The sequence below is a fragment of the Bradyrhizobium sp. LB14.3 genome, assembly GCF_040547985.1.
GTDB lineage: Bacteria > Pseudomonadota > Alphaproteobacteria > Rhizobiales > Xanthobacteraceae > Bradyrhizobium.
Genome location: NZ_JBEPQT010000021.1, coordinates 18,478 through 43,609, shown reverse-complemented (window position 1 = coordinate 43,609; position 25,132 = coordinate 18,478). Strand labels below are relative to the sequence as shown.

The window sequence follows — 25,132 nt, the reverse complement described above, 5'->3', positions numbered from 1 at the left end:
TAACTGTCAAACGTGGTCGTAGTCGACCACGACCCGCTCCGACGATGGCTTCGCCTGGCAGGTCAGGACAAAGCCGGCCTTCAGCTCCCAGGGTTCCAGCGAGTAGTTGATGTCCATCGGCGCCTCGCCCTCGACCAGTTTTGCACGGCAGGTCGAGCACATGCCGCCCTTACAGGCGAAGGGCAGATCGATGCCGGCGCGCAGTGCGGCATCCAGGATCGCCTCGTCCTCGGCAACCGGCACGTCGCGACGCTTGCCGTCGATGATCAGTGACGCCACCGCTTTCGGCGGCGCGTCGGGCGCAACGATCTTCTTCGGCCGCGGCTTGCCGCCGAACTCGGAGACGAAGCGCTCGACGTGGATACGCTCTTCCGCGATGCCAAGGCCGCGGCAGGTCGCCTCGATCTCCTCGCTCATGCCAAGGGGTCCGCAGATGAAGATGTGATCGATGCTCGCGGCCGGGACCAGCGAGCGCAGCAGCACCCTCACCTTGTCGCCGTCGAGCCGGCCATGCAGGACCGGAATGTCCTGTTCCTCGCCGGAGATAACGTGGAAGATCGAGAGGCGGTCGATGAAGCGATCCTTGAGCTCTTCAAGCGCCTCGAGGAACATGATGTTGTCGGTCGCGCGATTGCCGTAGAACAGGAAGAAATGGCTGTCCGGCTCGCGCGCAAGCGTGCCCTTGACGATCGATAGGATCGGCGTGATGCCGGAGCCGGCGGCAAAGCCGACATGGATGCGGCCGGCGCCGGCCGGCGGGACCACGCCGAAGCGTCCTGTGGGCGTCATCACGTCCAACTCGTCGCCGCACTTCAAATCGTCCGCGGCCCAGCTCGAGAATGCGCCACCGTCGACCTTCTTCACGGCGATGCGGATCTCCCCATCGTCAGGACACGAGCAGATCGAATAGGAGCGGCGCACCTCCTCGCCATCCAGTATGGTGCGGAGCGTGAGGTATTGGCCGGGTGTGAAAGCGTAGTCGGTCGCAAGCTCCGTTGGGATGGCAAATGTCAGCGATACGGCGTCGGACGCCTCGCGGCGAAGATCGTTGACGGCCAGGCGATGGAAGCGCGGTGCGGCTGCTGACATGGTCAATGACACTTGAAATAATCGAAGGGTTCGCGGCAGGCCTTGCAGCGCCACAGCGCCTTGCAGGAGGTCGAGCCGAATTCGGACAGCAGCTCGGTATTCGCCGAGCTGCATTGCGGGCACGCAACGGCCTGCTCGCCGAACAGCGCCCGGCGCGAATTCGAGGCTTGCGGCGGCGCGATGCCGTAGGCGTGAAGCTTCCGGCGGCCCTCCTCGCTCATCCAGTCGGTGGTCCAGGCCGGCGACAGCACAGTGCGGACCTTTGGACCGCGGAAACCAGCCCGCTCCAGCGCGACCTCGATTTCCAGTGCGATCATGTTCATCGCCGGGCAACCCGAATAGGTCGGCGTGATCGCGACCTCGACATCGTCGCCGTCGAGAACGACATCGCGGAGCACACCGAGATCAGCGATGGTCAGCACCGGAATTTCGGGATCGACCACGCTGGCCGCGGCGTCCCAGGCGCGTTTGCGCAGTTCGCTGTCGCGCTCCAGCACCGTCACCATGTCTGCCCCGGGAAAGTGCGCTGCATCGACTGCAGCTCGGACAGAAGATGGCCAAGATGCTCGCTGTGCCGGCCGGTACGGCCGCCCCGCTGCATCCAGTCGGTCTGCGGCAGCTCAAGCGTGGCTTCACTGACGACACCCGACAGCGTCGTCAGCCAGCGACCGCGCAAGCTTCCGGGATCGATGGCGATATCGGCATGGATCAGGGCGCGTTCGCCTTCATCGACGGCGAACATCTCACCGGTAAAAGCCCAGAGATAATCGATCGCGGCCTGCGCGCGGGCGTGGCTTTCATCCGTGCCGTCGCCGAGCCGGATGATCCACTCCGAGGCATGGCGCAGATGATAGGCGCTCTCCTTCTCCGACTTTGCGGCAATCGCTGCAAGCGTCGTGTCGCGCGAGGCCATCATCGCCCGCCAGTAGAGATCGGCGAAGGTGGAATAGAAGAACTGCCGCACCAGGGTCTGGGCAAAATCGCCATTGGGCTGCTCGACCAGCAGCAGATTGCGGTATTGCCTGACGTCGCGCAGGTAGGCGAGCTTGTCCTCGTCGTTGTCCTTGCCTTCGGCCTTGGCGGCGTAGGTATAGAGCTCGCGCGCCTGGCCGAGGAGATCGAGCGCGATATTGGAGAGCGCCATGTCCTCTTCCAGCATCGGCGCATGTCCGCACCATTCCGAGAGGCGATGCCCGAGGATCAGCGCATCGTCGGCGCGGCGCAAGGCATAGAGCACCAGCGGTGTTTCCGAGACCTGGATGTTCGCGACGGGCATCTGTCCTATCCACTTGTTAGAACCTCATCCTGAGGAGGCGCGAAAGCGCCGTCTCGAAGGATGGGCCGCGGGTCACGGGCATTCATGGTTCGAGACGCCGCTTCGCGGCTCCTCACCATGAGGAGAGAGAGCTACATGTGCCCCACTTCGTCGGGCACCTCGTAGAACGTCGGGTGGCGGTAGATCTTCGACTCGGCAGGCTCGAACATCATGCCCTTCTCGGCGGGATCGCTCGCGGTGATCGCGGTCGACGGCACGACCCAGATCGAAAGACCCTCGCCGCGACGGGTGTAGATATCGCGCGCGGCCTGCAAGGCCATGGTCGTGTCGCTCGCGTGCAGCGAGCCGACATGTTTGTGTGCGAGCCCGTTGCGGCTGCGAATGAAGACTTCCCAGAGCGGCGTGTTCGGCGTGGCCATCGCGATCTCCCTATTCCGCGGCTTGTGCAGTCTGACGACGCGCGCGCTTTGCGGCGTAGGCGGCTGCCGCCTCGCGCACCCACGCGCCCTCGTCGTGCGCCTTGCGGCGCGCGGCGATGCGATCGCGATTGCAGGGGCCGTTGCCGGCGAGCACCTGCTTGAACTCGGTCCAGTCGATCTCGCTGTAGCGCCAGTGCCCGTCCGCATCCTGAATCATGCCGGGGTCGGGAATGGTGAGGCCGAGATATTGCGCCTGCGGCACGGTGGCATCGACGAATTTCTGGCGCAGCTCGTCATTGGAGAAGCGCTTGATCTTCCATTTCGTCGAGGTGTCGCTGTGCTGGCTCGTGGCATCGGGCGGGCCGAACATCATCAGTACCGGCCACCACCAGCGGTTCAGCGCTTCCTGCGCCATCGCCTTCTGCTCGTCCGAGCCGCGGCACAGCGTCAGCACGATCTCATAGCCCTGGCGCTGGTGGAACGACTCCTCCTTGCAGACGCGGATCATCGCGCGCGCGTAGGGGCCGTAGGAGCAACGACACAGCGGGATCTGATTCATGATCGCGGCGCCGTCGACCAGCCAGCCGATGATGCCGATGTCTGCCCAGGTCAGCGTCGGATAGTTGAAGATCGAGGAATATTTTGCCTTGCCCGCGAGCATGGCGTCGACCAGCTCTTCACGCGAAGTGCCCAGCGTCTCGGCGGCGGCATAGAGATAGAGCCCGTGGCCGCACTCGTCCTGCACCTTGGCAAGCAGCGCGGCCTTGCGGCGCAAGGACGGCGCGCGCGTAATCCAGTTGCCCTCGGGCAGCATGCCGACGATTTCGGAATGGGCGTGCTGGGAGATCTGGCGGGTGAGCGTCTTGCGATAGGCCGCCGGCATCCAGTCGTTCGGCTCAATGCGCTCCTCGGCATCGATGCGCGCCTGGAACTGCGCAGCCTTGGCCGCGTCCTCAAGACCGCGATCATCGGTCTCGGTCGTGTTCAGCGCCTGGGTATACATGCGCATCCTCCCGTTTTATTGGGAGGCAATATATATCAAGAATTATCGCATGCAAGATATTTCTGTAACATAAAGATCAAGCCTCAAACCTCCTTTCCAGGAGTTTTCGCGCCGGCGGCAACGGCCCCTTTTCATTGGTTCCATGACCATCAAGCCATTGTTCTGATGCAGCAAGCAGCGCGCGGTAGATCTCGCCGCATAGCGCGCGGGCAGCCTTGCCCGGCCAGTCTGCCGGAAGCAGACTTTCGGGCAGCAGCGGATCGCGCAGCACGACGCGGCGGTAATAGTGGATCAGGAGGATGCGCGCGGTAAACGCGTCGGCCTCGGACAGCTCCGTGCCGCGCGCGATCGAGGCGCGCAGCGGCTCGAACGTCTTCATGAACTTGAGATAGGCGTCCGCGGTGCGGTCCAGCGGCCAGCTCGCACTGAGCAGGCGCCGACCACTGTCATCCTCGGCCGAGACTTCAAGGCGGATCGCGCCGGCGGCTTCGTCCGGCACCGGCACGCCCGACGGCGCGACCCACACGCCCGGCAGCGGACTACCGAAGCCGGCATTGCGGAGCGCCTCGCGCGAGGCGTCGCGATCCCAGCCATTGCCGATCAGCAGCAGTTCGAAACGTCCGGTCCAGTCAGATGGCGGCGGATCGTAGATGTGGCGCGTGGCGGCTTCGAAGATCTGGCGGCCTTTGTCGGCCAAGCGATAAAAACTGTTGCGGCCGACCTTTTCGCGCGTCAGCCAGCCGTCGGCGGCAAGCCGCGACATCGCGGTTCGCACCACGCCGCTGTCGATATCCAGACTTTCGAGGAATTCCAGCAGCGTGCCGAGCCATACCGAGCCGCCACGCGGCACGATGGCGTCACCGAACACGGTGATCACGATGGAGCCGGTGCGCGACGGCTCGCGCTTGAGCTGGTCGATGATGCGGGACAAAGGATACGCCATGCGCGAGGCATAGCGCGTTTGGTGCGGGCGCGACAATGGACGGGTACGACAATGGAAGCGAGAGCCGGGCTCGATCCTTCGAGACGGCGCTGCGCGCCTCCTCAGGATGAGGTCTAATCGCTTCGCTTGCTTTAAATCCTCATGGTGAGGAGCGCGACGAAGCCGCGCGTCTCGAACCATGCAGGCCGCTTACCGATGCGGATCGGGATAGACCAGGCTGCGCCAGCCGCTGCGGTCGAAGGGCCGCCAGTTGCCTTCCTTCTGCGCGAGGCGGTCGCCGATGGCATAGACCGCAGCCGGGTGATGGCCCATGCCGCAATGGCTGCTCTCGATCTCGATGCTCTCGGTCTGGGCGCCCGTCTTCTCCACGCAGCCCTGCCAGGCGCAGACACCGTCGGTGCGGCTGAAGATCGCGGTGGTCGGCACCGGCGGCGCAACGGCGAGATCGCCGCCGAACTGCGGATCGAGCTCGTCGGACTTCCGCCCGCTCGCCCATTCATAGACGCGCCAGGCATTGGTCGAACGGGGATCGCCGGCAAAGGGGCTGCCGAGCGTGATCACCTGGCGCACGCGGTCGGGCATCATCTTGGCGAGCTGGCGCGCATAGAGACCGCCGAGGCTCCAGCCGACCAGGCTGATCTTGCGGCCGTGCGCGTCACTGAGCTCCCGGACCAGATCCACCATCGCGTGCTGCACGCCCTCGCGCAGGCCGTAATTGCGGCCCTGGCGCCAGCCGCTCACCGCATAGTCCTTGCCCGACAGAAACGTGCGGAGCGCGCGCGTGGACGCGTCGGTGGCCACGAGGCCGGGCAGCACCAGCACCGGATGCCCATCGCCGCGCGGGGCGAGGCTGAGCAGCGGAAGCGCGCCGAGGAATGCGCCGAACTCGTGGATCGCGCGCCCTTCCAGGAACATTAGGGTGCGGGACGGCGGACTCGGCGTCTGGGCAGTAGCGGTCATCAATGGTCCCCTGGGAAGAATTGCTGAAAAGGCTACCGGTGGCCTGCCGGCAAATGGGTATGGGATTCCAACACGCCGGCTTCTCGATCGTTCCGCAGCGCAACATGAATCAGCTAGGCAGCCGGTTCCCCGACATTCAATCGGGAGAGACGCGGGGCCACAATAGGCCCGCGCGTTAATGCTAACGTTCGTAACGCAAAAGTCACAACAATCGAAGCAGGGATTCCACGGAGTAAAGTGCAAGTCCCGCGAGCCCGCCGATCAGCGAGCCGTTGAAGCGGATGTATTGCAGGTCGCGGCCGATGTTGATTTCGATCAGCGAAATCAGCTGCGCCATGTCCCACGACTTGACCTGGTCGGAAATGAAGGTCGAAACCCCGCTCTTCTGGTCTGCGACGAAACTGCGCAGCACCGCCACCAGACCCTTGTTGATCTCGCGGCGCAGCTCGGCATCGCCGGCGAGCGCTTCGCCCGCCGCGACACACATGCCGGCAAGATGATGCTGCAACACCTGTGTCTCGCCGCTCGCGCTGCGTTCGATGAAAGAGCGCGTGTTGGCCCACACAGTGCGGGCCAGATCAGCAAGCTCGGGCCGCGCGAGCAGATCGCGCTTCAGGCCGGCGATGCGATCGACATAGGCTTGGTCAGTGCCGAGCCGGTCGACGAAGGTCAGTACCATGCGGTCGAACTCGCCGCGGAACGGGTGCTTGGGATCGGCGCGCACCTCATCGAAGAAGGCGGTAGCGGAAGCCACGATCTTGTTCACCAGAAATTTGTCGGCGCGATAAAGCCTGAGCAAGGTCGGCAATTCCGCGCGCACCTTCTCGCGGATCATCGCCATCGTCTCCGTCTGGTTCAGCGTCTCGTGCATCACGCGCAGGAGATCGTCGAACAGGATCTGATGGCGTCCCTCCGCAACAAAGCCGCGCAACGTGCCGGCCGCGAGCGGCGCCAGGTCGATTGCCTGGAGCTGCGAGGACATGCGGCGGATGATGAAGGTCATCAGACCGGAGCTCTCGGTCGCGGAGACGGCCTCCGGCAACAGGCGGAGCGCGAAGCGCGCGAGATCGTCGCTTCGCTTGCGGTCGCGGAGCCAGTCGGCGACAAAGGAGCCGAAATCGATCTCCTTCAGCTTGGCCTCGACGGGACCAACCTCGAGAAAATGCACCTCGATGAACTCGCCGAGCTTGTCGGCGATGCGGGCCTGGTTGCTCTGGATGATCGCGGTGTGCGGGATCGGCAGGCCCAACGGCCGCTTGAACAGCGCCACCACTGCATACCAATCCGCGAGCCCGCCGATGGTCGCGGCTTCCGCGAATGCAGCGATGAATCCGAACACGGGATGCACGGGGAGAAGCCATTTCGCGACGACGAACAGAGCGAGCGTCGACGCCAGCACAAGCGTCGCCAGTGCCTTGATGCGACGCAGCTCCGCCGCGCGTTCTGCGTCGCCGGGAGTATCAAAAGAAAATTTAGCGAGTGAGGACATAACTGCATCACAGTACTCGTCATTGCGAGCGAAGCGAAGCAATCCAGAATCTTTCCACGGGAAGACTCTGGATTGCTTCGCTTCGCTCGCAATGACGGCGCGGCAAAAAACAAAGGCCCGCCGAAGCGGGCCTCAAATTTCAGTTTATACTCAGGCGCCGGATCAGGCGGTCTTGTTGTAGACCTTGGCAAAATTGTCCTGAGCGGACTTCGCACCGTTGGCCGCAAGCTTGCCGAGATAGTCGGTGGTCGCCTTGGCGCGCGAGACGAACACTTCGCCGCGCGAACGGAGCAGTCCCGACTGGATCTCGACGGCTTCGCTGAACGACTTGGCGGAGGCGAGCTTGTCGATACCGGCGAAGAATGCCTGGGCGTCGTCATAGATCGCCTGCTGGATATTGCGGCTGATCTTGCCGGCCTCGGTGACGGATTCGGTCACGGCGTTCTCGACGGCGGCGGTCACGCGCTCGGAGCCAGCGAAAACCTCGGCAGCGCGGTCCTTGGCGGTGTTGGCAGACTTCTTGACGAACTCACGGGCGGCCTCGGGAACTTCCAGGTTCTGGATGTTCTTGAAAGCGTCCTTGAAGCCCTCGAAAGCGGTGTTGGTTTCAGTGGTCATGGGGTTCTCTCCATCCTCATTTGTTCTGAGCTATGGGCTCACCCCGTCCGCATTGGCCCGGGGCAAGGCTTATATGCCATAGTTAATGGTGCGATGCAACATTCATATTGCACTGCGATATCACGAAACCGTGAATAGCTTTGATAGGAGGCACTATGCGGCCTCCGTAGCCATCCGGTTCCCGGACAGCCGCCCCAAGGGCGCTCAATGCTGGACGGCGCCAGGCAGCCCATAGGCCTCCATCTGGGCCTGGACCTGCGCGATGTTATGACCGAGCACGACAATGTCGTGGGTCTTACCGCCGACGTCCCGGACATGGTCGCGCAAGAGCGCCTCGGCCTTGAAGCCGAGGCTCTCGAACAGCGCGATGGCCGCCTGCTGGTCGACGGTCATCTGGACAGACAGCTTTTCGAGGCCGGCGCCGAGCGCGAGCGCAAAAGTCTCCTGCGACAGCGCCTTTCCCACCCCCTTCCCGCGGACGTCGGGCGAGACCACCATGCGGATTTCACCGACATGGGGCGACCAGGAATGCGGGTCGCGCACCAACGTGCCGCAGCCGACGACCGTGCCGCCCCTGACCGCCAGCAAGCTCGTGATCGCACCGCGCTCGATCTCCTTGACCCAGGCCGACAGCACCTTTGGCTCACTGATGTTACGCGGCAGGAAAAGGAGATCGTGAGACGGCAGGCCCTTGCCGAAGGCGAGCACCGCAGCCTCATCCGTCGGCGACATCAGGCGGATCTCGATATCACCGGCATCCGTGTTGACGCGACGCGGATAAGAACGTTGCTCACTCATGTCGATCTCTTCCCCAGCCAGGAATCCAGTTTCGGCCACAGCCGCTTCACCGCATTGGCGCCGGCGACGAGGGAGACATGACCGCCTTTCAGCATCACCTCTTCCTTGTCCTCGGATCCAATCTTGGCGATCAGGTGTTTTGCGGCCTCATACGGCACGATGTGGTCATGCTCGGCGACCGCATGCAGGAACGGCACCTTGATGTCCTCGAGCTTCGCAGCACGGCCGCCGACCGACATGGTGTCGTTGAACAGCTTGTTGTCCCACATCAGGTCCTTGGTGATGGTGCGGAAATATTCCCCCGCCAGCGGTAGCGTGTCGGTCGCCCAACGGTCGAACATCCGGTAGGACTTGACGAACTCGTCGTTCCAGATGTTCTCCCAGAGCTGGATCTGGCTCACCGTGCGCGAGGCCGGGCGCAGCATCTCGAACGACGACAGGATCATCTCCGGCGGCACGTTGCCGACGCTGTCGACCAGGCGGTCGACGTCGAAATAGCGCCGGTCGGAGAAGTTCGCGAACAGCTTCATCTCGCGGAAGTCGATGGGCGTGGTGAAGCAGATCAAATTCTTCATCGGCCCGCCCCTGTAGATCGAGCCGTAGAGCAACGACAGCACCCCGCCGAAGCAATAGCCAATCACGGAGACGTCCTGTTCGCCGGAATCCTGCTGCACGCGGCGGATGCAGTCCGGGATGAAGTCGAGGACATAGTCCTCCATTCGCAGGCCCTTCTCCTCCGGCCGCGGCGCGCTCCAGTCGAGCATGTAGACGTCGTAGCCGCGCTTCAAGAGAAACTCGATGAAACTCTGGCCGGGCACGAGATCGAGAATGTAACCGCGATTAGTGGTCGCCATCACGATCAAGATCGGAATTCGATAGATCTCGTCGGACATCGGCCGATAATGGTAGAGGCTCATCGTGCCGCGCGAATGCAGCACGTCCTTCGGCGTCGAGCCGAGCGTCGGACCGGAGGTCGAGAAATATTCCACACCCTTGATGCTTCGCTGGATCGCGCGCTGCACCTCGGACTGGATACGCTCCGGGATCGATGCGAAATCAAGTCCGGTGGGTGCATTCATGTGTGCTCTCCGCCCTCGGACGGCGGGCGCTTGGTGCGCGGCGGCCGCAACGCTGGATCGAAGCCCTGAGACGCGCCGGAACTTGCCGCCATCTGGCTCAGCATCGACTTGATCTCACCGATCTGTCCTTCGATGGACTGCAGCCGTTCCGCAAGACTCGTGACCTGCTCCCGGCTCGGCAGATTCATGGAGACCAGATATTTCTCCATGAGCTCACCGAGCTGCTTCTGAGCACCTGCAGCAACGCCGCCGGCCCGGTTCATAGCTTGCGAAAACTCGGGCGACGACATGGCCTGATTGGCGAAGGAGTTGAACCCCTTCTCCATCTCGCCCACCATCTTCTGCCACATGGCAACGGGGTCATTGGTCTTGTCGGTCATCGGCGTCCTCCTGAAATCGAGAGCTTCGACGCCCTTCCTTTTTTCGCCATACCACACCGTTGCGAGGTGCCGGTCAACCGGCAAGCAGCGGGTGCGGTGTCGCGCACGCGTCTTCATCGCGACGGGAAACCGTGCGATACAGCATTGATCAAAAGCCAGGGGAATGCACCCGTGAACGCCCAACAGCCGTCGCAGACCGTCCGCGCCAACGGCATCGACATTTGTTACGAGATTTTCGGCAACGATAATGCCGAGCCGCTGCTGCTGATCATGGGGTTAGGCGCCCAGATGATCCATTGGGACGATGCGTTCTGCGAGCAGCTCGCCGTGCACGGCTTTCGCGTGATCCGCTTCGACAATCGCGACATCGGCAAGTCGAGCCATCTTACTGGCGGCAAGCGCCTGACGCCGCTCGAGCTGTTGAAGCTCCGCTTCCTCAGGATTCCCGTAGCCGCCACCTACAGGCTGATCGACATGGCCAAGGACACGGTCGGGCTGATGGATGCGCTCGGCATCAAGTCGGCGCATCTGGTCGGGGCGTCCATGGGCGGGATGATCGCGCAGGAGGTGACGCTGTCGTTTTCCGAGCGCGTGCGGTCGCTGACCTCGATCATGTCGACGACCGGCAATCCGCGCGTGCCGCCCCCGACACGTGAGGCCGCCGCGATGCTGATGGCGCCGCCGCCGCGCAGCAAGGAGGAGTTCATCGTGCGCTACGGCCAGACCTGGAACGTGTTGCGGGCCGGGTCCTTTCCGGAGGAAGAGGCGCTCGATCCCGGTCGTGCCGAACGCGTGTTCGCGCGCGGGCTCAATCCGGCCGGCGTCGGCCGACAGCTCCGCGCGGTGCTTGCCTCCGGCAGCCGCAAGGAGCGACTGCATGGCGTCAAGACGCCGACACTCGTCATCCATGGCACCGTCGATCCGCTGGTCCGCCCCGAGGGCGGCAAGGATACGGCAGAGTCAATTCCTGGCGCAAAGCTGTTGATGATCGAAGGCATGGGCCACGCGCTGCCGATGCGCTTCTGGCCGGAGATCATCGGCGCCATCGACAAACATTCACATGACGCGGCGACGCGGGCGGCATAGACCCGACGCATACGGTCTCCTCGCGGTGAGCTTCCGAAAGTTCATCGGCCTCCTGCGCGAGAAATTCCCCAACTCCCACAGCGACATCAAGCGCAGCTTCGTGGATGGCGACTACGTCATCCTGCACGTTCACGCGGTTCGCGAGCCCGGCACCAGGGGCAACGCGATCGTCGACATCTTCAAGCTGGAGAACGGCAAGATCGTCGAACACTGGGACGTCGTTCAGGCTATTCCCGAGACTCCCGCGAACAGCAACACGATGTTCCGACGGATCGAACTGGTAGCTGCGCAGGCGGCCTAATTCTTCTTCGCGATCCAGATCACGTGGCGTGCGCCGCCGCCTCTGCCGGTGGCGCGGATGCTGACCTCGTTGACGTCGAAGCCAGCGCTGCCAAGCCGCTTGGTGAAGGCCGGGTTGGGTCCGGACGACCAGACGGCGAGCACACCTCCCGGCCGCAGCGCGGTTCTGGTCGCCTTCAACCCACCCGCATTGTAGAGCGCATTATTGCCCTTCCGGGTCAGCCCTTCCGGGCCGTTATCGACGTCGAGGAGAATGGCGTCGAAGGTCGACCGCTGTGCCCGGATGATTTCGCCGACGTCGGTTTCCCGGATGCTCACCCTGGGATCATCGAGACTGTCGCCGAACACCTCAGCCATCGGACCGCGTGCCCAGGTGACCACCGCCGGCACGAGCTCGGAGACAACGATCTTCGCCTTAGCTCCGAGCACGGTGAGCGCCGCGCGTAGCGTAAAACCCATCCCCAGTCCGCCGATGAGCACGACAGGCTTTGCCACCGTCTCGATCTGCTTCGCCGCAAGCGTCGCGAGCGCGGCTTCCGAGCCTGACAAGCGGTTGTTCATCAGCTCGTTGGTGCCGAGCTTGATCGAAAACTCCTTGCCTCGCCGCATCAGGCGAAGCTCTTCATCGGAGCCGGGGATTTTGGCGGTGTCGATCTTTTCCCAGGGAATCATGCGGAAGCTTTAGCACGATCGGACGAACAATCACCCTCCCGCCCACACGTCCAGCACATACCGGTTCTTCGCGCCCATCTCCTCGATCCAGCGCGCAGCCGTGGCGGCATCGCTGCCGCTCTTCTCGCGATGGATCGCGACCAGCGCCGCCTTCACGTCGGGCTCCATCTTGCTGCCGTCGCCGCAGACATAGACGATCGCGCCCTGCTCGATCAGCGGCCAGACCTTGTCCTTCTGCGCGGCGAGGACGTGCTGGACATAGGTCTTTGGTCCATCCGCGCGCGAGAATGCCGTGAACAGCTCGGTGATGCCGCTTGCGGCCAGCGCCCTCAGCTCGTCCGCATAGAGAAAATCCTGATCGGGATGGCGGCAGCCGAAGAACAGCAGGGACGGGCCGAGGGCGCTGCCCTTCGCCTTGCGCGCGGCGCGCTCCTGGAGGAAGCCGCGGAACGGCGCAAGTCCCGTCCCTGGTCCAATCATGATGATCGGCACGGATGGATCATCCGGGAGCCGGAAGCCGGCCTTGGTCTCACGCACCGTTGCATAGATCGCATCGCCCGCGCGTCGGTTGGTGAGATAGTTCGAGCAGATGCCCTTGTAGGTTCCGCGCCCCGACGCCGCCGGCCCTTCGACCACGCCGATCGTGACGCTGCAACGCGCCGGATCGACCGACGGCGAAGACGAGATCGAGTAATAGCGCGGCGCCAGCAGCGAGAGCATTTCCAGATAGACATGGAACGGCAATTCGCAAGCCGGATGTTCGAGCAAAAGGTCGAACACCGATTTTCGCCTTGCCAGAATCTCGCTGCGATAACGCTCGAGCGGCTCGGCCTCCTCGCCAACGAAGGCCAGCAGTCTTGGTTTCGTGACGGGGCAACGCGTGTGCTCCGCCATGATCTGGATCTGCTTCCGTGTCGCCACTTGCTGGAGCTCGACGAACTCGCTGAGCAGGCGACCGACCGACACGGCATCGCCGACCGGCAATTGCGCGCGACGGCCTTCGGCGACTTGAAGCCTGATCTGGTCCGCCGGCAGGAAGCCGAAGCGACGGGCGACCGAATCCACCAGCGTCGGATCGTTGCGCGGGACCACACTCAGATGATCGCCGACGCGGTACGAAACGTTGGACGGCAGTTCCACCTCGATATGGCGCGTCGAGCGCTCCGAGGGATTGGTCCCGGTCTTGTTCTGAAGCTCGTCGTTGACCAGCACCTTCATCGCCACCGCGCCGCCCTGGGCGACGATGGTGTTGACGGCGGTCACCGCGACCGGCTCGATCGCGTAGAGCGGATCGTCCTCCGCGGTGCGGGTGAAATTCCAGTCGACACCGAATTCCTTGGTCGCCACCTGGGCGGCCGCCGGGAACCATTTCTGAAACTGGCCGTCGAGATCGCTGCGCGCATCGCCTTCGCCGCGCGGGTAGACCGCGCGCGCGCCATGCGCCGACAATTGCTCGTCGATGAAGCGCGGCACCGATTGATAGGTCGCAGCCCAGTCGCTGTTGCCGCAGCCGAACACGGCGTAGCGCACATTGGCAAACGCATCCTTCGGCAGCGCATCGCCGAGCCATTTGACGAATTGCGTCGCATTGTCAGGCGGCGCGCCGTTATAGGAGGCGCAGATGATCAGCACGCCGCCCTCCTGCGGCAGCTTGCCGACATAGTCGTCGAGAGGCCCGAGATGCACGGCAAAGCCGTTGATCTCGGCAAGGTCGGCCATGCGCGTCGCGAGTTCCTCGGCGGTGCCGAGATTGGAGCCGTAGAGAACCAGCATCGGCGTGTTGTGACCGAGCCGCGCGGTCGGCTGACGCGGTGCCTTCGGTGCCGAAGCGGCCGCGGCGACAGCCCCACCATAAGCGCCGCGCTCGCGATCGGCGCGCGGACGGACCTTGATCTTGAAGCCTTCCGGCTTCATCGTCAGCGTTTCCTTCAGGTGCATCTGGTAGCGCTGGTGGTCGATCAGCTTGAAGCGCTGGAGGATCATGCCGAGCGCGAGCGCGGCCTCGTGCATGGCGAAGCCGCGGCCGATGCACGCCCGCTGGCCGTTGCCGAACGGCTTCCAGGCATTGATCGGTCGCTTGGCTTCCGCGTCACGGCTGAAATTCCCTGGATCGAAGGCATCCGGGTTCGGACCCCAGACCGAGGGATCGCGATGCAGCGCGGTCACCAGGATGGTGGTGAACGTACCCTTCCGAAGCTTGTACTTGCCGCCGCCGATGGTCTCGTCGTTCAGCGGCGAGATGCCATAGGCCGGCGCCGGCGGCCACAGCCGCAGTGACTCCTTCAAAATCTGCGTGATGTAGGTGAGCTGCGTCACCTGCTGGTAAGTCGGCTTTGCGTTGGCGTCGGGACCGAGGACGCGATCGACCTCGTCATAGGCCTTCTTGAGAATATCAGGATGTTTTAGCAGCGCATAGATCGTGCACGACAACAGGCCGCTGGTGGTCTCGTGGCCTGCGATCAGGAACGTGTTGATCTGGTAACGGATGTTGACGTCGTCGAGCTGCTCGCCGGTCGAGCGGTCGACGCCGGTCATCATCGCAGCCAACATGTCCTTCTTGTCGTCGATCGCATCCGCGTTCTTGCGCCGCTCGGCGATGATCTCGTCCACCATTTTGTTCATGAAGGCGACGTCTTCGCCCATGGTCTTGCGCCGCTTCTGCATCCATATCTGCTCGAACGGGAGGCCGCGCGTCATCATGATGGTTTCGAGCGAGCGCACCAGCGACTCGACGAAAGGATGGTAGTCGCCCCGGTAGAACGAATTGAAGCGGTACTCGAAGCCGCACAGGCCGATCGTGTCCAATGTCAACGCCGTCATGTCGTGGACGACGTCGATCTCGTCGTCGGCGTTGAGCCGCTCCCATTTGCTGACGAGCTGCTCGGCGATATCGACCATGCTCGGGTGATAGGATTGCATGGCGCGGTTGCCGAACGGCTGGATCAGGATGTTGTGCGCCTTGCTCCAGTTGGGCTCCCTGGTGTCGGCTGTGAAAAGGCCGTCACCACCGACCGCGCGCACGCGTCGCAACGCGCCGCGTACCGCCTTGTCGAACCGCTTCTCGTCAGACAGCTCGTCAACCAGATCGTGGCCGGAGACGACGACGATCGGCGAGCCCATCATGTCGAGCCAGAAGATCGGGCCTAATTCCTTGGCAAGCCGCGTCAGGTGCTGCACCGGAGCCGCCGAATCCAGCGACAGCATGTTGCCGACCACCGGCTTGGTCGGCGGCTGCGGGATCGGGTCCAGACGGTTCTTCGATGACATCGAAATGTAGTCCCCCTGCCTCAATGTCGTCATTGCGAGCGAAGCGAAGCAATCCAGAAATATATCCGCGGAGACAGCCTGGATTGCTTCGTCGCTCCGCTCCTCGCAATGACGAGTTCGCAATGACCAGTTAGCCGAACCGCCTTCTACGCCATTCGATCAATTTGGCGCTGACCTCTTCCGGCTTCTCCTGCTGCGTCCAATGGCCGCTGTCCTTCACCAGATATTTCTCGAGATCACCGATCAGCTTCTCCATGCCGTCCGCCGCCGACGGCGGCAGCACGGCATCGTTCTCCGCCATGATCATCAATGACGGCACATGTACGTGATGATCGAGCTCCTTCGACCGCTCCCAATTGCGCGTAAAATTGCGATACCAATTGATGCCGCCGGTGAAGCCGGTTCTTGTAAACGTATCGACGAAGATTTTCTTCTCGTCGGCCGACAGGATCGGCGTGCGCGGATCGTGCTTTGCGTCATAGGCCGCGATCATCTGCGGAAAGGCGAGATTGGTCTTTGACGAGGCACCAACGCCCGCGATCGGCGTCTCAGCCGGTTTCGCCTCCGGCCGCGCCAAAGGCTTGCGCATGAAGGCGTCAAAGGTCTGCTCGACGCGGCTGCCAAAGATCTTGTCCGGTTCGCGCGCAGGATCCTGGAATTGGACGATGTACATCTGATCGCCGAAGCGCTGGCGGAACAGCGCGATCGGATCGATCGGCGCACGGTCCCAATGCGGCGTGTTGACGCCGACCACACCGGCCACGCGCGACGGATGCCGCAGCGGCATCTGCCAGACGACGAAGCCGCCCCAGTCGTGGCCGACGAAGATCGCCTTATCGATGTTCAGATGATCGAGCAGCCCGACGAGATCGCCGGTCAAATGCTCCATGTCGTAGTCTTCGACAGGCTCGGGCCGGTCGCTCGCACCATAGCCGCGCTGGTCCGGCGCGATCACCCGGATGCCGGCCTCGCTTAGCGCCTTGATCTGGTGGCGCCAGGAGAAAGCAAGCTCGGGCCAGCCGTGGCACAGCACGATCGGCGGCTTGTCATCGGCCGGACCCGCCTCGTAATAGCCCATGCGGATTCCGTTCGTCTGCGCGAACTTGAGCGGCGGCATTTCAATCATCGACACATTCCTACTCCGCGGCGCCCTTGATGTCGGCCACCGGGGATGCATAGGCCGCTTCGAGTGCGGCAAACTCCTCCGGCAGCATGTCGCACATCACCTGCACATGCGGAATGATGTTGGCACCGACGATGAAGCCGAAATCGAGCTGGTCGCGATAGCTCTGCACAGTGATGTTGAGAGCCTGTCCATGGGTCGAGATTGACACCGGGAAGATGTGCAACAACTCGGCGCCCGCGGCGTAGAGCGTTTGCCGCGGCCCCGGTACGTTGGACACCGTGATGTTGGCGGCCGGCGGCAACACATCCGAGAGGTTCGAGCGGCTGTAGACCAGTGCCAGAATCTGCATCATCATCGGCGCGCCCAGCATGGAGATGTTGGATATCTGCGGCATCAGCGCCCGCAGCGGATGCGACATCTCCTTGGACTTGGTCGATTGCGCGATAATGGCTTCCAGCCGCGCCTTGGGATCCTCGATGTTGGTCGCGATCGAGCAGATCATGCCGAACACCTGGTTGTTGGCCTCGGTGTTGCCCTCTTCGCGCAAGGAGATCGGCACCGCCGCGGTCAGCGATTTCGCCGGCAGCGTGCCGTGCTCCTTCAGGTAACGCCGGACCACGCCGGACGCGAGCGCCAGCACCACGTCGTTGAGCTTGCCGCCAGCCTGCTTGGCCAGCGCCTTGGATCGCGACAGCGAGATCGAGACGCCGGCGAAGCTGCGCTCGGAGGAGATCGATTTGTTGAGCATGGTCGGCGGCGACACCATGCTGGCGAGACTCTCGCGCGACTTCGGATCGGAAATCTTGCCGAGCACCTCGGAGACGCTCTTGACCATGGTCGGGATGTTGCCGGCGAAGCGCACCGCGCTCTCGATCTGGTACATCGCATTGTCGAACAGGATCGAGCCGATGTCGCTCTTGCCGGTGCGCGGCAGTTGCAAATTCTTCGCGGCCGCCGATGCATCGAGCGGCTGGGTGATGAACTGCTGATAGGAATCGAGCAGGTTCGCGGCGGCGGATCGACCTTGCGGGGGGTCGGCGAGATGTCGTAGATCATGTTGGTGAGCGCCGCACCGGCGCCGCCGTCAATGGCGGCATGATGCATCTTGGAATAAAGCCCGACCTCGTTGTCCTTCATGCCCTCGAACACGTAGAACTCCCAGAGCGGGCGGGCGCGGTTCAAGAGCTTGGCGTGCATCCAGCCGACGATGCGCTCGAGCGTGGCGCGATCGCGCGGCTGCGGCAGGCTGGCCCGGAAGATGTGACGGTCGATGTCGAACTGATCGTCCTCGACCCAGGAAGGATGATCGATGTCGAGCGGCGCCTTCTCCAGCCGCGCTTTGAGGATCGGCGCGATGTGCAGGCGCGAGACAATCATTGCCTTGAAGTCTTCGAAGAAGTCGCCTTTGTAGTCGTCCGGCAGGCGAAAGATGGCCATGCTGCCGACATGCATCGGCATTTCCGGCGTTTCCAGATAAAGAAATGATGCGTCCAGCGACGACAGCTTCTTACCGTCAGCCATAATTCCCTCCCGAGTATTTGACGGGCGCCTTAGCGGCACTTCTCGTCAGGCCGATACTGCCTGTTCCGGCGGGGCATATGCAATGGCAAACGGCCCTGCCCGGTCAAATGGCGAGAACTCCCCCTCCGGTTGCGCAAGACGGTCCGCCACGACCCAAAGCGCTGCGGGATTCACCCCGAGCCCGATATGGCTCGCCAGGTGCACCTCGATGTTCTCGGCGCGGTCGGAGGGACGTAGCAGGCAGGTCCGCCAGTTCACGATGCCGTCGGCACGCGAATAGACCGAGGTTGCCGGCACCGGCAGATCGCCGGCGATCGCCTCGCGCAGCTCGGCGAAATCCTCCACCCGTTCGCCGGACATCATCTCGTAGAGCCGCGTCGCATTGGTCGCTCGTATGTCATTGGCAAAAGGGCTGCCGAGCGTGATGACATTGCGGACCATGTCGGGCGCCTGGAGCGCGAGATCGCGCGCATAGACGCCGCCGAGACTCCATCCGACCAGACTGACCTTGCGTCCGCTCGCAGCATGGATTTCAGCGAGACGGGCGCGCAGCAAATCCCGCATCCGTCCCAGCCCGCCGAGGTTGCGCCCCATCCGCCAGGCATGTGCCTCATAGCCGAGCGCACCGAGATAGCGCCGCATCGGCGCCATCGAGAGGTCGCTGGCGAGAAAGCCCGGCAGCGCCAGTACTGGATGGCCATCGCCTTTCGGCGCACGCATCAGAACCGGCGACAACAGCAGGCTGGCATTGAATTCGAATAACCCACGGGCTTCGGCGAGCAGCAGACCAAGGCCCGGCGGATGAAGCCGGCCTGAGGACTGCGGCCCGTCCGGGACGGGCGGCATTATTTCTTCTTGTCGCCGCTGCGCGTGCCGCCGAGACCGGCCATGGTGACGAACATGTCCTGAAACCGCTCCGCGATCTTGGGATCGAACGTGAACCAGCTCTGGATCAGCGATTCCGGCGAAACCTTATCGATGTTGGACATCATCTGCTGCTGCAACTTGTCCATCACCGCGGCCTGCATCGGCATCACGTCGGGTAGTCCGAAGAACTGACGGGCTTCCAGGGGGGTGCAGTCGATTTCGATATTAACTTTCATATCCCCTCCAGATGAGATTCGAGCGGCTTCATATAGTATCGCCGCGACACGGTGTGCAACGCAAGCGACCTGAGGCACGCGGCTAGGCGCCGGCTTCCGCGTTCGATGGATATGGTCAATCAAAATCGGCCCCTCGTCCCCCGATTGTCGGTCAGCATTGCTGCACAGCGGTGCAACTTGGCGCGTTCCTTGCTGCAATGGCGCTTGCACGGGTCGAGAACTCTGGGCAACATGGATTGGGACGCCCGCCGAACAATCAAAAATCACGGCGCGGCAGAGTTGAGAGGGTCAAGAATGTCAGTCGGTCGAACTCTGTTTGCGGCGACGCTCGCCGGTATGCTTGCGTTGACGATGTCGCCAGCGTCGAGCCAGACGCTGCGCTATGCCAACCAGGGCGACCTGAAGTCGCTTGATCCCTACTCGCTGAACGAGTCCACCACCCACGCCCATCTCGGTCACGTCTATCAGGGCCTCACCGCGCGCGACAAGGACCTCAAGATCATTCCGGCGCTGGCGGAGAGCTGGGAAACTCCGGAGCCGACCCGGTGGCGCTTCCATTTGCGAAAGGGCGTAAAATTCCACAACGGCGACCCCTTCACCGCCGACGACGTGCTGTTCTCCGCCGATCGTGTCCGAAACAAAAACTCGAACATGCAGACCCGCCTGGCGCCTGACGTCAAGGTCGTCAAGGTCGACGACTACACGGTCGATTTCGTCCTGCCCTCGCCCAATCCCATCCTGCATTCGGCGTGGGACGTCTGGTACATCATGGACAAGAAATGGGCTGAGGAGAACAAGGCCGTCGAGCCGACCCCGGTGTCCGCGACCTCGCCGAGCTACGCCTCGCTGCACGAGAACGGTACCGGTCCCTTCATCATCGAGAGCCATCAGCCCGGCGTGAAGACCGTGTTCAAGGCCAACCCCAATTACTGGGGCAAGATGGAAGGCAACCTGAAGGAGATCATCTTCACCCCGATCGCCTCCGACGCCACCCGCGTCGCTGCGCTGCTTTCGGGCGAGGTCGACGTCATCGAGCCGGTGCCGATCCAGGACATTGCCCGCGTCGATGCGAGCCCGAATGCCCAGGTGCTGAAGGCGCCGGAGCTTCGCACCATTTTCATCGGATTCGACACAGTGCGTGACGAGTTGCTCTACTCCAACATCAAGGGCAAGAACCCGTTCAAGGACGTCAAGGTCCGGGAGGCGTTCTACAAGGCGATCGATATCGAGCTGATCAAGACGCGCGTGATGCGGGGACTGTCGACACCGTCGGCACTGATGATCGCGCCCGAACTGTTCGCACTGTCCAAGGAGTTCACGCGGCCAAAATTCGATCCTGACGGCGCCAAGAAACTCCTGACCGAGGCCGGCTACCCCGACGGCTTCGAGGTCACGATGGATTGTCCGAACGACCGCTACGTCAACGATGCCGCGATCTGCCAGGCCGTCGTCGGCATGCTTGCCCGCATCGGCGTCAAGATCAATCTGCTGGCACAGCCCAAGGCGCAGTACTTCGCCAAGGTGCTGAAGCAAGGTGGCTACCAGACCTCGTTCTTCATGCTGGGCTGGACGCCGAGCACGATGGATTCCCACAATGTGCTGAATGACATCATGGGGTGCCGTGACGATGCGAAATCCTCGCGGGGCGAAGCCAATCTTGGTGGCTATTGCAACAAGGAATTCGACGCCATCACCGACAAGGTGCTGGTCGAAACCGACACCGCCAAACGCAATCAGCTGATCAAGCAGGCGTATGAGATCAGCATCAAGGACTGGGCCTATATTCCGCTGCACCAGCAGGCGCTGGCCTGGGGCGTATCGAAAAAGGTCAACCTGCCGCAGCGCGCCGACAATCTGGTCATGTTCCACTGGGCGACCAAGAAGGAATAGCGTCAGTCGAACACGAGGTCCCGGCAGCGTCAGGCTTCCGGGACCTTTCCTTTTCCGGCTGACAAAGACGTCGGCCAGACGCACACTCAAGGAAAGTGGAAGGCATGCTCGCTTTCACTCTTCGCCGGGCCGTTCAGGCGATCGGCGTCATGTTCGCCGTCGGCATCATCGCGTTCTCGATGTTCCGCTTCGCCGGCGACCCCATCAACCAGATCGTCTCGCTCGATACGCCGGCGGCCGAACGCGCAGCCGTGCGCAAATCGCTCGGCCTCGATGATCCCGTGCCGGTGCAGTTCGTGCGCTATTTCGCCGATGCCGCGCAATTCAAATTCGGCGTCTCCTATCAGTTCCGCCAGCCGGTCTCGACGCTGTTGATGGAGCGTATGCCCGCCACCCTGGAACTTGCGATCTGCGCGACCGTATTTGCAATGATATGCGGAATCCTGATGGGCGTCTATTCGGCGCTCAGGCGCGACACCCTGCTCGCCAAATTATTCCAGGCGGTTTCGCTGATTGGCATCTCGCTGCCGACGTTCCTGATCGGCATCCTTCTGATCTATCTGTTCGCGGTGACATTGGGCTGGTTGCCCTCGTTCGGCCGCGGCGAGGTCGTCAAGCTGGGCTGGTGGACCACGGGCCTGCTCACATTGTCGGGCCTGAAGGCGCTGATCATGCCCTCGATCACGCTCGGCCTGTTCCAGATGACCCTGATCATGCGGCTGGTGCGCGCGGAGATGCTCGAAGTGCTTCGGACCGATTATATTCGTTTTGCCCGCGCCCGCGGGCTGACAACCCGTGCCATTCATTTCGGCCACGCGCTGAAGAACACGCTGATTCCCGTGATCACGGTGGCCGGACTGCAGTTTGGCTCGGTTATTGCATTTTCGATCATCACCGAAACCGTGTTCCAATGGCCCGGCATGGGACTTCTGTTCGTGCAGGCCGTGCAAAACGTCGATATCCCGATTATGGCCGCCTACCTGCTGATGGTCTCGCTGATTTTCGTCACCATCAATCTGGTGGTCGATATCCTTTACACCGTGGTCGATCCGCGCCTGCGCTCGACCGTCGGCCGCGCCACATAAGGCAACTTGCATGTCCGACGCAGTCGCCTCCAATCCCGACAAGCCGAGCACGCTGCGGACGCATGCTGCCCGTAGCTGGCTCAGCCGTGCACTCGACAGCGACATCTTCTATTCGTTTCGCCGCTCCAAGCTGACCATGGTGGCGGCGGCCATTACCGTGCTGTTCTTTCTGCTCGCAATCTTTGCCTCCGCGCTCGCGGTGCAGGACCCGTTCGATCCCGCGCAGCTCCAATTGATGAATTCCCGGATCTCACCGCTCTGGACCGCCGACGGCCAGAGCCCGTACCTGCTCGGCACCGACGAGCAGGGCCGCGACGTGTTCTCCGCCATTCTCTACGGGCTGCGCATCTCGCTCGCCGTCGGCGTGGCCGGCGTAATCTTCGCCGGCGCGCTCGGAATCGCGCTCGGTCTGGTCGCCGGCTATTTCGGAGGCGCGGTCGACGGCGTGATCATGCGGATCGCCGACGTGCAACTCACTTTCCCCGCCATCCTAATCGCGCTGCTGGTCAACGGCATCGCGAAATCGATCCTCGGCAACCGGCTGGATGCAACCAGCATGCTGGTCGTGCTGGTGATCTCGATCGGCCTGAGTTTCTGGGTCGGGTACGCCCGGACGGTGCGCGGTTCCGTGATGGTCGAGAAGAACAAGGATTACGTGGCTGCCGCGCAATTGATCGGCCTTCCCGCACCAAAGATCATGTTCCGCCATGTGCTGCCGAACACGATGGGTCCGATCCTGGTCATCGCCACGATCAACCTCGCGCTCGCCATCATTACCGAGGCGACACTGTCCTTCCTTGGCGTCGGCCTGCCCGACACAATGCCCTCGCTCGGCACGTTGATCCGCATCGGCAACAACTACCTGTTCGCGGGCGAATGGTGGATCGTGGCCTTTCCCGGTATCGCGCTCGCTGCCTTGATCCTGTCGATCAACCTGCTCGGCGACTGGCTGCGCGACGCGCTCAACCCGAAGCTCCGATGAGCAAACCTTTGATGAGCAAGATTTGGATGAGCAATACTTGGATGAGAGCGTCTCGCTCATGACCGAACCCATCCTCTCCGTGCGCAATCTTCAGGTGGAGTTCGCCTCCCGCCGGGGCACGCTACGCGCCATCGACGGCGTCTCCTTCGATATCGCCAAGGGCGAGGTGCTGGGCGTGGTCGGCGAATCCGGCGCCGGCAAATCGGTCACCGGGCTCGCGGTGATCGGCCTGATCGATCCGCCCGGCCGCATCGCCGGCGGCGAGATTCGTCTTGCGGGCCTGCGCATCGACAATCTGCCGCCAGAAGAGCTGCGCCGTATCAGGGGAAAACGGATCGGCATGATCTTCCAGGACCCGCTCACATCGCTCAATCCGCTCTACCGCGTCGGCGACCAGCTCATCGAGACGATCCGGACCCACCTCAATCTGTCCGAGACCGCCGCACGCCGCCGTGCCATCGACCTGCTTGCCGAAGTCGGAATCCCCGCGCCCGAAAAGCGCATCGACGGCTATCCCCACGAGTTCTCCGGCGGCATGCGCCAGCGGGTGGTGATTGCGCTGGCGATTTGCGCCGAGCCGGAGCTGATCATCGCGGACGAGCCGACCACCGCCCTCGACGTCTCCGTGCAGGCGCAGATCATCTCGCTCATCAAGCGCCTCGGACGCGACCACGGCACCGCCGTGATGCTGGTGACCCACGACATGGGCGTCATCGCGGAGGCGTCCGACCGTGTCGCAGTGATGTATGCCGGCCGCGTCGCCGAGATCGGCCCGGTGCAGGACGTCGTGAGAAATCCGCTGCATCCCTATGCCAAGGGCCTGATGGGCGCGATCCCGACGCTTGCCGGCGACGACAAGCGCCTGGTGCAGATCCCCGGCTCCATGCCGCGCCTGTCGGCGATCCCGCGCGGCTGCTCGTTCAATCCACGCTGCGCATTCGCATTCGATCGATGTCGCGTGGAGAGGCCGGAGCCGCTGCCGCGCGGCACGCAATCCGTTGCCTGCCACCTCTATGACAACGCGCCGGCGGAGAGCGCTGCATGAGCACTCCCTTCGTCCAGGCCACGAGTTTGCGGCGCGTCTTCGACGTCTCGAAGCCCTGGCTCAACCGCGTGCTCGAGGGCGGCCATCTCGAATATCTCAAGGCCGTCGACGGCGTCACCTTCGACATCAGGAAGGGCGAGACTTTTGCACTGGTCGGAGAGTCCGGCTCGGGCAAGACCACGGTGGCGCGGATGGTCGTCGGCCTGCTGCCGCCGAGCTCCGGCAACGTCCTGATCGACGGCGTCTCGATGACCGACCCGCGGCAGGCGCCGGCTCGGCGAAAGCTGCGCCGCCGCATCCAGATGATCTTTCAGGATCCCTATGCGAGCCTGAACCCGCGCTTCCGGGTCGACGCCATCATCTCCGAGCCAATTCGCGCCTTCGACCTGATTCAGGGCGAGCGCGACATCCAGGCGCGCGTCGGCGAGCTTCTCAGCCTTGTCGGCCTGCATCCCGACGACAGGTTGAAGTTTCCGCACGAATTCTCGGGCGGCCAGCGCCAGCGCATCGCGATCGCGCGGGCACTCGCCTCCGACGCGGAGTTCATCGTCTGCGACGAGCCGACCTCGGCGCTCGACGTCTCCGTGCAGGCGCAGATCCTGAACCTGATGCGCGACCTCCAGGACAAGTTCGGCCTGACCTACATGTTCATCAGCCACAACCTCGCCGTGGTCCGCCACATGGCGAGCCGCGTCGGCGTGATGTATCTCGGCCGCATCGTCGAGATCGCAGAGGGGCGCGAGCTGTTCGCCCGCCCGCGCATGCCCTACACCAAGATGCTGCTGGGTGCCGTGCCTGATCTCGCCATGAGCGGCCGCCAGCGCATTCCGGTGAAGGGCGAGATCCCGAACCCGATCAACCCGCCCCCCGGCTGCGCCTTCAACCCCCGTTGCCCGCTGGCGTTCGATCTCTGTCGCAAGGAGGCCCCGGAACTGATCGACGGGGTCGCCTGCCACGCCGTCAACACCGCTTCGGTCCCGGCGTGACGCGCGCGTGCCATG

At 63.1% G+C, this 25,132-nt stretch carries 23 protein-coding genes and 2 pseudogenes; 7 read left to right on the top strand and 18 right to left on the bottom strand.

All coding sequences use genetic code 11. The annotated features are described in order from the left end of the window. Window positions 1-6 precede the first annotated feature (6 nt). From paaE to ABIB00_RS28965, 12 genes are all read right to left on the bottom strand, one after another. Window positions 7-1,089, bottom strand: a complete 1,083-nt coding sequence (gene paaE / locus ABIB00_RS29020) for a 1,2-phenylacetyl-CoA epoxidase subunit PaaE (protein ID WP_354106697.1) — start codon at window positions 1,087-1,089, stop codon at window positions 7-9. A 2-nt stretch (window positions 1,090-1,091) separates the two neighbouring features. Further along, on the bottom strand, window positions 1,092-1,595 hold the full coding sequence (gene paaD, locus ABIB00_RS29015) for a 1,2-phenylacetyl-CoA epoxidase subunit PaaD (protein WP_354106696.1): 504 nt from the start codon (window positions 1,593-1,595) through the stop codon (window positions 1,092-1,094). After that, window positions 1,589-2,365, bottom strand: coding sequence for a 1,2-phenylacetyl-CoA epoxidase subunit PaaC (paaC, locus tag ABIB00_RS29010; RefSeq protein WP_354106695.1), 777 nt, complete (start codon window positions 2,363-2,365; stop codon window positions 1,589-1,591). The genes paaD and paaC overlap by 7 nt, the downstream gene beginning before the upstream one ends. A 131-nt stretch (window positions 2,366-2,496) precedes the next feature. After that, window positions 2,497-2,784 (bottom strand): 1,2-phenylacetyl-CoA epoxidase subunit PaaB, encoded by a 288-nt coding sequence (gene paaB, locus ABIB00_RS29005; RefSeq protein ID WP_247349725.1) that lies wholly within the window; start codon window positions 2,782-2,784, stop codon window positions 2,497-2,499. Window positions 2,785-2,794: 10 nt separating this feature from the next. Beyond that, complete coding sequence (paaA, locus tag ABIB00_RS29000) at window positions 2,795-3,787, bottom strand: 1,2-phenylacetyl-CoA epoxidase subunit PaaA (protein WP_354106694.1); 993 nt, start codon at window positions 3,785-3,787, stop codon at window positions 2,795-2,797. Window positions 3,788-3,863: 76 nt separating this feature from the next. Next, entirely contained in the window at window positions 3,864-4,730 is an 867-nt protein-coding gene (gene paaX, locus ABIB00_RS28995; RefSeq protein WP_247441420.1) for a phenylacetic acid degradation operon negative regulatory protein PaaX, read from the bottom strand. A gap of 189 nt (window positions 4,731-4,919) precedes the next feature. Then, complete coding sequence (locus ABIB00_RS28990) at window positions 4,920-5,690, bottom strand: esterase/lipase family protein (protein ID WP_247349721.1); 771 nt, start codon at window positions 5,688-5,690, stop codon at window positions 4,920-4,922. Window positions 5,691-5,892: 202 nt separating this feature from the next. Continuing rightward, a complete protein-coding gene (locus ABIB00_RS28985; RefSeq protein ID WP_354106693.1) occupies window positions 5,893-7,179 on the bottom strand; it encodes a DUF445 domain-containing protein in 1,287 nt (428 codons plus the stop codon). Window positions 7,180-7,341: 162 nt separating this feature from the next. Next, on the bottom strand, window positions 7,342-7,797 hold the full coding sequence (locus ABIB00_RS28980; protein WP_247349717.1) for a phasin: 456 nt from the start codon (window positions 7,795-7,797) through the stop codon (window positions 7,342-7,344). Between the two features lie 204 nt (window positions 7,798-8,001). Beyond that, window positions 8,002-8,595, bottom strand: a complete 594-nt coding sequence (locus tag ABIB00_RS28975) for a GNAT family N-acetyltransferase (protein WP_354106692.1) — start codon at window positions 8,593-8,595, stop codon at window positions 8,002-8,004. Next, complete coding sequence (locus ABIB00_RS28970; RefSeq protein ID WP_354051829.1) at window positions 8,592-9,674, bottom strand: PHA/PHB synthase family protein; 1,083 nt, start codon at window positions 9,672-9,674, stop codon at window positions 8,592-8,594. Before ABIB00_RS28970 ends, ABIB00_RS28975 begins: the two co-directional genes overlap by 4 nt. Continuing rightward, window positions 9,671-10,054, bottom strand: a complete 384-nt coding sequence (locus ABIB00_RS28965) for a metal-sensitive transcriptional regulator (protein ID WP_354106691.1) — start codon at window positions 10,052-10,054, stop codon at window positions 9,671-9,673. Before ABIB00_RS28965 ends, ABIB00_RS28970 begins: the two co-directional genes overlap by 4 nt. Before the next feature lie 171 nt (window positions 10,055-10,225). On the opposite strand from ABIB00_RS28965, the gene ABIB00_RS28960 reads away from it, so the two are divergent. Both ABIB00_RS28960 and ABIB00_RS28955 read left to right on the top strand, forming a co-directional pair. Further along, window positions 10,226-11,140 carry an alpha/beta fold hydrolase gene (locus ABIB00_RS28960; protein WP_354106690.1) on the top strand — a complete coding sequence of 305 codons (915 nt, stop codon included), beginning with the start codon at window positions 10,226-10,228 and terminating at the stop codon, window positions 11,138-11,140. 31 nt (window positions 11,141-11,171) lie between these two features. After that, a pseudogene (locus tag ABIB00_RS28955) lies at window positions 11,172-11,441 on the top strand (nuclear transport factor 2 family protein); the annotation flags it as partial. Here ABIB00_RS28955 and ABIB00_RS28950 read toward each other — a convergent pair. The 6 genes and pseudogenes from ABIB00_RS28950 to ABIB00_RS28925 all read right to left on the bottom strand — a co-directional run bounded on the left by ABIB00_RS28950 (window position 11,438) and on the right by ABIB00_RS28925 (window position 19,129). Next, window positions 11,438-12,112, bottom strand: coding sequence for a spermidine synthase (locus ABIB00_RS28950; RefSeq protein WP_354106689.1), 675 nt, complete (start codon window positions 12,110-12,112; stop codon window positions 11,438-11,440). The pseudogene ABIB00_RS28955 and the gene ABIB00_RS28950 sit on opposite strands and share 4 nt — an antisense overlap. A 30-nt stretch (window positions 12,113-12,142) precedes the next feature. Then, the gene (locus tag ABIB00_RS28945; protein ID WP_354106688.1) at window positions 12,143-15,379 is read right to left on the bottom strand and encodes a bifunctional cytochrome P450/NADPH--P450 reductase; all 3,237 of its coding nucleotides are present in this window, start codon (window positions 15,377-15,379) and stop codon (window positions 12,143-12,145) included. A 130-nt stretch (window positions 15,380-15,509) separates the two neighbouring features. Further along, window positions 15,510-16,505, bottom strand: coding sequence for an alpha/beta fold hydrolase (locus tag ABIB00_RS28940; RefSeq protein ID WP_354106741.1), 996 nt, complete (start codon window positions 16,503-16,505; stop codon window positions 15,510-15,512). Window positions 16,506-16,515: 10 nt separating this feature from the next. After that, window positions 16,516-18,026 (bottom strand): annotated as a pseudogene (locus tag ABIB00_RS28935) (WS/DGAT/MGAT family O-acyltransferase). Window positions 18,027-18,071: 45 nt separating this feature from the next. Next, window positions 18,072-18,872 carry a lipase family alpha/beta hydrolase gene (locus ABIB00_RS28930; RefSeq protein WP_247441403.1) on the bottom strand — a complete coding sequence of 267 codons (801 nt, stop codon included), beginning with the start codon at window positions 18,870-18,872 and terminating at the stop codon, window positions 18,072-18,074. Beyond that, a complete protein-coding gene (locus ABIB00_RS28925) occupies window positions 18,872-19,129 on the bottom strand; it encodes a DUF6489 family protein (protein WP_247349707.1) in 258 nt (85 codons plus the stop codon). The genes ABIB00_RS28930 and ABIB00_RS28925 overlap by 1 nt, the downstream gene beginning before the upstream one ends. Before the next feature lie 294 nt (window positions 19,130-19,423). Here ABIB00_RS28925 and ABIB00_RS28920 point away from each other — a divergent pair, with 294 nt between their 5' ends. The 5 genes from ABIB00_RS28920 (at window position 19,424) to ABIB00_RS28900 (ending at window position 25,117) form a co-directional block, all read left to right on the top strand. Continuing rightward, a complete protein-coding gene (locus tag ABIB00_RS28920) occupies window positions 19,424-21,019 on the top strand; it encodes an ABC transporter substrate-binding protein (RefSeq protein ID WP_247441400.1) in 1,596 nt (531 codons plus the stop codon). A 104-nt stretch (window positions 21,020-21,123) separates the two neighbouring features. Continuing rightward, on the top strand, window positions 21,124-22,104 hold the full coding sequence (locus tag ABIB00_RS28915) for an ABC transporter permease (protein ID WP_354106687.1): 981 nt from the start codon (window positions 21,124-21,126) through the stop codon (window positions 22,102-22,104). Window positions 22,105-22,114: 10 nt separating this feature from the next. Then, window positions 22,115-23,086, top strand: coding sequence for an ABC transporter permease (locus ABIB00_RS28910; RefSeq protein WP_354106686.1), 972 nt, complete (start codon window positions 22,115-22,117; stop codon window positions 23,084-23,086). Window positions 23,087-23,144: 58 nt separating this feature from the next. Then, window positions 23,145-24,131 carry an ABC transporter ATP-binding protein gene (locus ABIB00_RS28905; protein ID WP_354106685.1) on the top strand — a complete coding sequence of 329 codons (987 nt, stop codon included), beginning with the start codon at window positions 23,145-23,147 and terminating at the stop codon, window positions 24,129-24,131. Next, complete coding sequence (locus tag ABIB00_RS28900) at window positions 24,128-25,117, top strand: ABC transporter ATP-binding protein (protein ID WP_247349702.1); 990 nt, start codon at window positions 24,128-24,130, stop codon at window positions 25,115-25,117. Before ABIB00_RS28905 ends, ABIB00_RS28900 begins: the two co-directional genes overlap by 4 nt. Window positions 25,118-25,132 lie beyond the last annotated feature (15 nt).

Bases quoted from the DNA above. Each gene is read 5' to 3' on its own strand.
- paaE (WP_354106697.1), bottom strand. From the start codon at position 1,089: ATGTCAGCAGCCGCACCGCGCTTCCATCGCCTGGCCGTCAACGATCTT.
- paaD (WP_354106696.1), bottom strand. From the start codon at position 1,595: ATGGTGACGGTGCTGGAGCGCGACAGCGAACTGCGCAAACGCGCCTGG.
- paaC (WP_354106695.1), bottom strand. From the start codon at position 2,365: ATGCCCGTCGCGAACATCCAGGTCTCGGAAACACCGCTGGTGCTCTAT.
- paaB (WP_247349725.1), bottom strand. From the start codon at position 2,784: ATGGCCACGCCGAACACGCCGCTCTGGGAAGTCTTCATTCGCAGCCGC.
- paaA (WP_354106694.1), bottom strand. From the start codon at position 3,787: ATGTATACCCAGGCGCTGAACACGACCGAGACCGATGATCGCGGTCTT.
- paaX (WP_247441420.1), bottom strand. From the start codon at position 4,730: ATGGCGTATCCTTTGTCCCGCATCATCGACCAGCTCAAGCGCGAGCCG.
- ABIB00_RS28990 (WP_247349721.1), bottom strand. From the start codon at position 5,690: ATGACCGCTACTGCCCAGACGCCGAGTCCGCCGTCCCGCACCCTAATG.
- ABIB00_RS28985 (WP_354106693.1), bottom strand. From the start codon at position 7,179: ATGTCCTCACTCGCTAAATTTTCTTTTGATACTCCCGGCGACGCAGAA.
- ABIB00_RS28980 (WP_247349717.1), bottom strand. From the start codon at position 7,797: ATGACCACTGAAACCAACACCGCTTTCGAGGGCTTCAAGGACGCTTTC.
- ABIB00_RS28975 (WP_354106692.1), bottom strand. From the start codon at position 8,595: ATGAGTGAGCAACGTTCTTATCCGCGTCGCGTCAACACGGATGCCGGT.
- ABIB00_RS28970 (WP_354051829.1), bottom strand. From the start codon at position 9,674: ATGAATGCACCCACCGGACTTGATTTCGCATCGATCCCGGAGCGTATC.
- ABIB00_RS28965 (WP_354106691.1), bottom strand. From the start codon at position 10,054: ATGACCGACAAGACCAATGACCCCGTTGCCATGTGGCAGAAGATGGTG.
- ABIB00_RS28950 (WP_354106689.1), bottom strand. From the start codon at position 12,112: ATGATTCCCTGGGAAAAGATCGACACCGCCAAAATCCCCGGCTCCGAT.
- ABIB00_RS28945 (WP_354106688.1), bottom strand. From the start codon at position 15,379: ATGTCATCGAAGAACCGTCTGGACCCGATCCCGCAGCCGCCGACCAAG.
- ABIB00_RS28940 (WP_354106741.1), bottom strand. From the start codon at position 16,505: ATGATTGAAATGCCGCCGCTCAAGTTCGCGCAGACGAACGGAATCCGC.
- ABIB00_RS28930 (WP_247441403.1), bottom strand. From the start codon at position 18,872: ATGCCGCCCGTCCCGGACGGGCCGCAGTCCTCAGGCCGGCTTCATCCG.
- ABIB00_RS28925 (WP_247349707.1), bottom strand. From the start codon at position 19,129: ATGAAAGTTAATATCGAAATCGACTGCACCCCCCTGGAAGCCCGTCAG.
- ABIB00_RS28920 (WP_247441400.1), top strand. From the start codon at position 19,424: ATGTCAGTCGGTCGAACTCTGTTTGCGGCGACGCTCGCCGGTATGCTT.
- ABIB00_RS28915 (WP_354106687.1), top strand. From the start codon at position 21,124: ATGCTCGCTTTCACTCTTCGCCGGGCCGTTCAGGCGATCGGCGTCATG.
- ABIB00_RS28910 (WP_354106686.1), top strand. From the start codon at position 22,115: ATGTCCGACGCAGTCGCCTCCAATCCCGACAAGCCGAGCACGCTGCGG.
- ABIB00_RS28905 (WP_354106685.1), top strand. From the start codon at position 23,145: ATGACCGAACCCATCCTCTCCGTGCGCAATCTTCAGGTGGAGTTCGCC.
- ABIB00_RS28900 (WP_247349702.1), top strand. From the start codon at position 24,128: ATGAGCACTCCCTTCGTCCAGGCCACGAGTTTGCGGCGCGTCTTCGAC.